Genomic DNA, 5,502 nt, shown 5'->3' with positions numbered 1-5,502 from the left:
TAACTATACGAATGTATCACGGCATAAGATGACATGCCCAGATCCCTTACTGGAATGAACTTTTTTATACCGTGAATGTCACAAGAGCCCTATCTTTTTCAGCAGCAAAGAATCGCACTGGAGGCATCATGGCACGCCATGGGAAATCATCTACTACTAAAACTCAAAAAGTAAAACGTAAAAAAATTACACCTAAGACCCTGAAAAAACTTGGAATTAGCGCTGTATTCGCAGCCTTTCTTGGCGTTTGCCTAACAGCCTATAGTCACGTGATTCAGACAACACAGGATCTTTCCGTGATCGGCAATGGCACAGCGACTGTGGTTCAAGTACATGATCCAAACTGCCCAAATTGCGCACAACTAAAGCGCAACGTAGATGCACTCCAATCCGAGTATGACGAGGACATACAATTCAAAATTGCTAACCTCGCCAACAAGAAAGGCAAAACTTTCGCTGGCAAATACCAAGCCCCTAAGACAACGCTATTGCTATTCAACAAGCACGGAAGACTAACGAATACTCTGCACGGCATTACTTCTAAAGAGGATCTTCGAGTCGCCTTTAATCAACTTACGAGACGATAAGGCCTCAGTACAACTGAATCGCATAAAAACCATTCTTGCCTTGCTGCTGATTAAAGAGTCGCGCACAATCAACGCAAAATAAATAGTAGTGCGAACAAATGGACGACACGTATTTCCTGCAAGCTGCGACCATGTACTTTTTAAGTCTGTGGAAAACCTACCTAGGCCCATTCATTGCTGCGGGCAGCGGTTTTAGTTATATCGAGATGCTTTTATTCAATCTAGGTGCTGCACTATCATCTTCGGTGAGCGTGTTGTTTTTGACTGACTTGTGGGTAAAAAAACTTCAGTCGAAACGAAAAGGATTCAACAAGCATCTAAGAAAGGTGCTTAGAATCTGGAAGAGGTACGGAAAACGAGGATCAGCGGTGCTTGCGCCAATTCTAATCGGCATACCGACCTATGCAGTGATTGCCCGACGCTTTAAGCAAAGCCGCCGTTCAATTCTGCTTGAAATCACAATCATTACGTTCGCGTGGTGCTCTGTCATCTTTGTCGCAGGACGCGAAGGATTCTTGCTGCTAGATGCGGCTATTTAGCAAAACGATCGAACCAACTAAAAAAGCCGCCAAGTATCAGAAATACATTGGCGGCAAAATTAGCTAAGGGAGCTCAACTAATTAGAACTTCGCACCTAACCACAACCAAGCTTTATCTGTATCAACTTTGTTAGTGCCAGCATCACCCGCTGAGTACATACCGTACTTAAACCCAGCAGAATAGGTTTTGTTGAACTTCTTCGCGAGCAACAAATCAAGCTCGCTTCCGAAGTCATCAACTCCTGCAGTGCTCTCATCCGCAGAAAAATCATGGTAAGTCGCAGCTAACTTAAAGCCTGCTAGCTTTGTGCTGACAGATACATAGGTATCTACTAGACCTTGGTTTGGCGTTCCAAGAAATTGATCGGTCCAGCCATTGAATTTATGGCCAGTCGCGAGAGGGGTTGAGAAACCATACATTCCTTCATCAGATCCCAATTGTTCGTAGCCTAGTTTCGCGGTAATTCCTTTCACAGCGGCACCTAACTCGAGTGCCAAGTACTCTGCGTCATAGGAGGTTGTCGCTGACTCTGATTCCTGTGTTGCTAGTTCAGCGCTATAAAGTAAAGTTGTACCTTCAGAAATTTCTTTTTTGCCCGCGAAACGAACACCGTAGGTATCGATACCATTTTCTGCGTCTTGATCAACTTCTAGCAAATACGCATAGGCAGAAACCTTTCCAAGGCCAGTCTTATAGCTGACATTAAACAAGTGATCTTTCGCATCCACATCTTTGTCTTCAGCAAAAATACGGTTTCGTTTACTCAAATAAGCGTATTCTGCAGCCAGTGCATCTGTTAATGCAGATAGAACTCGAACACCATCAAAGGTTTGTCGATCCTGACGCCTGCCGACATGACCAACAAAACGATGATTATCTAAAGCAATCACCTGGCGACCCACCGTGACACTTGTCTTGCCGGCACCATATTTCAAAAATGCTTGATCCAATTCAGTGGTTTCAGGGTCGGCAACAACTGATTAAACACCCGTATTTTTTCCAATGCCGTTGTTGTACTCATCCACACCTGCAACCACGCGCGAATCTTCAAATTAAACCAACCCTGAGGAGCCTGAGTATTCGGCTGTCTTATAACCCAAACGTGTTCTAAGGGTTAATGCACTTGCGTCCTTTAGCGCGTTATCTTGATCAACCGTTTCATAACGTAAACGAAGATCGCCGCAAGCTGTGCCGGATGCTAAGGCATCCGCAACCGTTTCTGCGGCTGCATAAGCCTGTGCTGACATCGAACAAGATCCCAAGGCAACCGCTGTTGCAAGAATGTTTTTTGGGCTAAAAGATTTTAGTTTTTTCTTAGAACGCATATTTACTTCCTCTACGATAAAAAAATGGGGCATTAGCCTTCAGCTAACGCAATCGCAACTTCTACGGGGGCGTTGATCAACTCAGAAATTCAGGCACAAAAAAAGCATTAGGCAGCAATTAAGCTGAATAATGGTTTGGGCTTCTTTGCCTGCGCTTACAAGCGCTTTACGCGGCTACCTCCATGGCAGCACACGTCTGATCTTGCAAAGTTCAGACCAACTAAGAAATGAATCCATTTTTTTAGGATTTAATAGAGAAAAACAAGAAAAGTTCACTTTTTTGCTCAATCACGATGTAAGCAAAATGCGGCCTTGATGCATTTAAGTGCGCTTGTAGCTCACCCTTTTAGAACAACATGCCCAAGCGTGCATTCAAACGAAGCACGCCGCGCAATAATCGGTACAGAACCCAAAGACCTAAAATCAACAACATGGGAATACCGATCACCGCACCAATAATTGTAAACACTAAGATGAAGCCAACTACCAGACATAACAGGGCAAACCAAAAGGTGCGTATGAGCCAAGTAAAGTGGCTATCTAAATATGTACCGGCAGCTTCATCACGCCACACATAACAGATGATCAAGGCAATAATAGAGGGCCAACCGGTGAGAAAAGCTGTGACGATAAGTGCTGGAGACAGCAAACCATTAAAGGCGCTAAAGAAATGTAATAAGTAAGCGACAAAAACGAGCTTCTCTAACTTACCACTTGGTACATTCGCAACATTTGACACAGCATGTACCTCCTAGACGTTTGACTCTGGCGCATCGCTTTGCGCTTTTGTCTCTCGCAACTTCTCGCGATGATTTGAACGAGCAAGCGCCTGCATATCTTCAACGGCGTCCGTCTCGTCCATGATCTCTCGCCCTAGCAAAGTTTCAATGGCATCTTCTAAAGACACAACCCCTTCGTTCTGGCCAAACTCATCTGTCACCAAAAACAAATGTGCGCGCTTCTTAATGAACGTATCGAGGAGCTTTTGAACAGGTAAGCGATCGGACACACGGCTCAACGGTTTAATAACGGAAACAATACTCTCGCTACCCTTGCCTTGGCGTTCAGCTTCATATAGATCGGCACGAATCACCTGACCAATCACATCATCAACATGCTCGTCGTAAACAGGTATACGTGTAAATTGCCTTGTTTGCGGATCATCCAAAGCTTCTTGAATGGTGGTGACCGCAGGAAGCATATGCACAACACTGCGAGGCGTTAAAATTTCTTCCGTCGCCACTTCTCGAAGATGAAGTAGATTTGATAAGTATTCATTCTCTTGCGAGACAATCGTGCCGTCTTTTTGGCCAAGTGAGGCAAGCGCTAAAATTTCATCACGCGTAATCACATTGTCTTTGTCTTTACTGAATAACTTGGTCAAGCGCGTCGACAGCCACACTAGCGGGAACACAATTTTCACTAACCAAGAGATAGTAAAAGACGCCGGCACAGCAAGTTGCCGCCAATAGGTCGCGCCCAATGTCTTAGGAATAATCTCAGAAAAATACAAAATAGCTAAGGTGAGTAACACCGCAATCAGTGTTTCCCACTCGGCACCATAAACCTGAACAGCTTGAGACCCAACCCCCGCTGCGCCCATCGTATGCGCAAAGGTATTTAAGATCAGAATACTGGAAAGAGATTCGTCTAGTTTAGTCCGAACTTCGGCAATTTTAGCGCCCAGTTTTGGCTTCTCTGATTGAATAGTTTCGCTGTAGCTAGGGGTAATCGATAAGAGAACAGCTTCTAAGATAGAGCATAAGAACGATACGCCAATCGCGATCGCAAGATAGAGTAATAATAGGGTCATGTATTTTTTCCAAGCACTTGAGGCTCTAATGTAGCAAATTGCAACACAATCAACTATGCCAATTCCACTATTCTAAGTGAATGGATGCTAATCTAATTAACACAAGGCCAAAGCGCTCAAAACAGTGTAGTGTATGTGCTATCGATTCAGCATTTCACATTGCGACGCTTCACGAGACCAAGCTATGTTTTTCATCCGTTTGTTCATATGCCTAATACTTTTATCATCAGCGTTCACGGCTCAATCAGCAGTCATCCTGCAATATCATCACGTGAGTGACAAAACGCCTCCGAGCACGAGTATCAGTCCACAGCTATTCGATCAACACTTAGAACATATAGAGCAGCAAGGCTTTTCTGTTTGGCCTCTCCCAAAACTCGTACAGCATCTTCAGCAAGGAAGCACCATCCCAGATAAAGTGGTCTCGATTACGTTTGATGATGCTTATGAGTCAGTTTATCGCTCGGCCTTTCCGGCACTAAAAAAGCGGAATATGCCATTTACGATCTTTGTCGCCACCCAAGCGATTAAAAAGAACAATCAATTGTTTATGACATGGGATCAGTTAAAAGAAGTCACGCAATTTGGCGCCACCATTGCTAATCACACCCATACCCATTTGCATCTCGTTCGTAAACAAGAAGGCGAAACAAACGAGGATTGGCGTGCTCGTTTACGTGAAGATATCTTGCGCGCAGAGAAAATCATTGATCAAAACATTCCTAATACGAGCAAACTGCTAGCTTATCCCTATGGGGAATATACACAAGAAGTGCAAAGCCTCTCACAAGAACTCGGCTATGTAAGTTTTGGACAGCAATCTGGCGCCGTGGGCAATGCTCATGATCTAACAGCATTACCCCGATTCCCGATGACCAACCGTTTCGGTGCGATGAAACAATTTAAGTTAAAACTCGCAAGTTTGCCGCTACATGCGAGTAAGGTCATTCCGAATCAAAAGATCGTTCGACAACCCAGTATAAGCAAAGGCTTAAGATTTGAATTTGATAGGAAGTATGCAGGTATTTCGTGCTTTTTTGAGGGTGATGCAGTATCCATCAAGCAAGAAGAAAACAGTATCATCGTTCAGCAAGAACTTACTCTCCCCGTTGGCCGTTCACGCATTAACTGCACAGCACCATCATCCGAAAAAGGCAGATATTACTGGTATTCGCACGCTTGGATTAGACCGAAAGCGAATGGTGAGTGGTACAAGGAATAAGCACTAGCGTGATGA

General features: G+C 44.3%; 6 protein-coding genes and 1 pseudogene. 3 read left to right on the top strand and 4 right to left on the bottom strand.

Features of this window, described 5'->3' with window-relative positions; genetic code table 11:
- The first annotated feature begins 128 nt into the window (after positions 1–128).
- Both A3739_RS09610 and A3739_RS09605 read left to right on the top strand, forming a co-directional pair.
- Positions 129–587, top strand: coding sequence for a thioredoxin family protein (locus tag A3739_RS09610; protein WP_068473266.1), 459 nt, complete (start codon positions 129–131; stop codon positions 585–587).
- Positions 588–685: 98 nt separating this feature from the next.
- The gene (locus A3739_RS09605; protein WP_068473270.1) at positions 686–1,126 is read left to right on the top strand and encodes a hypothetical protein; all 441 of its coding nucleotides are present in this window, start codon (positions 686–688) and stop codon (positions 1,124–1,126) included.
- Between the two features lie 81 nt (positions 1,127–1,207).
- Here the strand turns inward: A3739_RS09605 and A3739_RS09600 are convergent.
- From A3739_RS09600 to A3739_RS09585, 4 genes and pseudogenes are all read right to left on the bottom strand, one after another.
- A pseudogene (locus A3739_RS09600) lies at positions 1,208–2,086 on the bottom strand (alginate export family protein); the annotation flags it as partial.
- A 93-nt stretch (positions 2,087–2,179) separates the two neighbouring features.
- Entirely contained in the window at positions 2,180–2,452 is a 273-nt protein-coding gene (locus A3739_RS29865) for a hypothetical protein (RefSeq protein ID WP_197472246.1), read from the bottom strand.
- Positions 2,453–2,798: 346 nt separating this feature from the next.
- Entirely contained in the window at positions 2,799–3,191 is a 393-nt protein-coding gene (locus A3739_RS09590) for a hypothetical protein (protein WP_068473275.1), read from the bottom strand.
- A gap of 12 nt (positions 3,192–3,203) precedes the next feature.
- Positions 3,204–4,265: a CNNM domain-containing protein gene (locus A3739_RS09585; RefSeq protein WP_068473278.1), complete on the bottom strand. Its 1,062-nt coding sequence runs from the start codon at positions 4,263–4,265 to the stop codon at positions 3,204–3,206.
- A gap of 271 nt (positions 4,266–4,536) precedes the next feature.
- Here A3739_RS09585 and A3739_RS09580 point away from each other — a divergent pair, with 271 nt between their 5' ends.
- Complete coding sequence (locus A3739_RS09580; RefSeq protein WP_197469403.1) at positions 4,537–5,487, top strand: polysaccharide deacetylase family protein; 951 nt, start codon at positions 4,537–4,539, stop codon at positions 5,485–5,487.
- Positions 5,488–5,502: the final 15 nt, after the last annotated feature.

Source organism: Oleiphilus sp. HI0067 (assembly GCF_001635735.1).
The sequence above is the reverse complement of the archived record's forward strand: the minus strand, read 5'-3'. Positions and strand labels throughout refer to the sequence as shown.

What these genes read in the sequence shown, in the direction of transcription:
- A3739_RS09610 (WP_068473266.1), top strand. Translation starts at nt 129, where the DNA reads ATGGCACGCCATGGGAAATCATCTACTACTAAAACTCAAAAAGTAAAA.
- A3739_RS29865 (WP_197472246.1), bottom strand. Translation starts at nt 2,452, where the DNA reads ATGCGTTCTAAGAAAAAACTAAAATCTTTTAGCCCAAAAAACATTCTT.
- A3739_RS09585 (WP_068473278.1), bottom strand. Translation starts at nt 4,265, where the DNA reads ATGACCCTATTATTACTCTATCTTGCGATCGCGATTGGCGTATCGTTC.
- A3739_RS09605 (WP_068473270.1), top strand. Translation starts at nt 686, where the DNA reads ATGGACGACACGTATTTCCTGCAAGCTGCGACCATGTACTTTTTAAGT.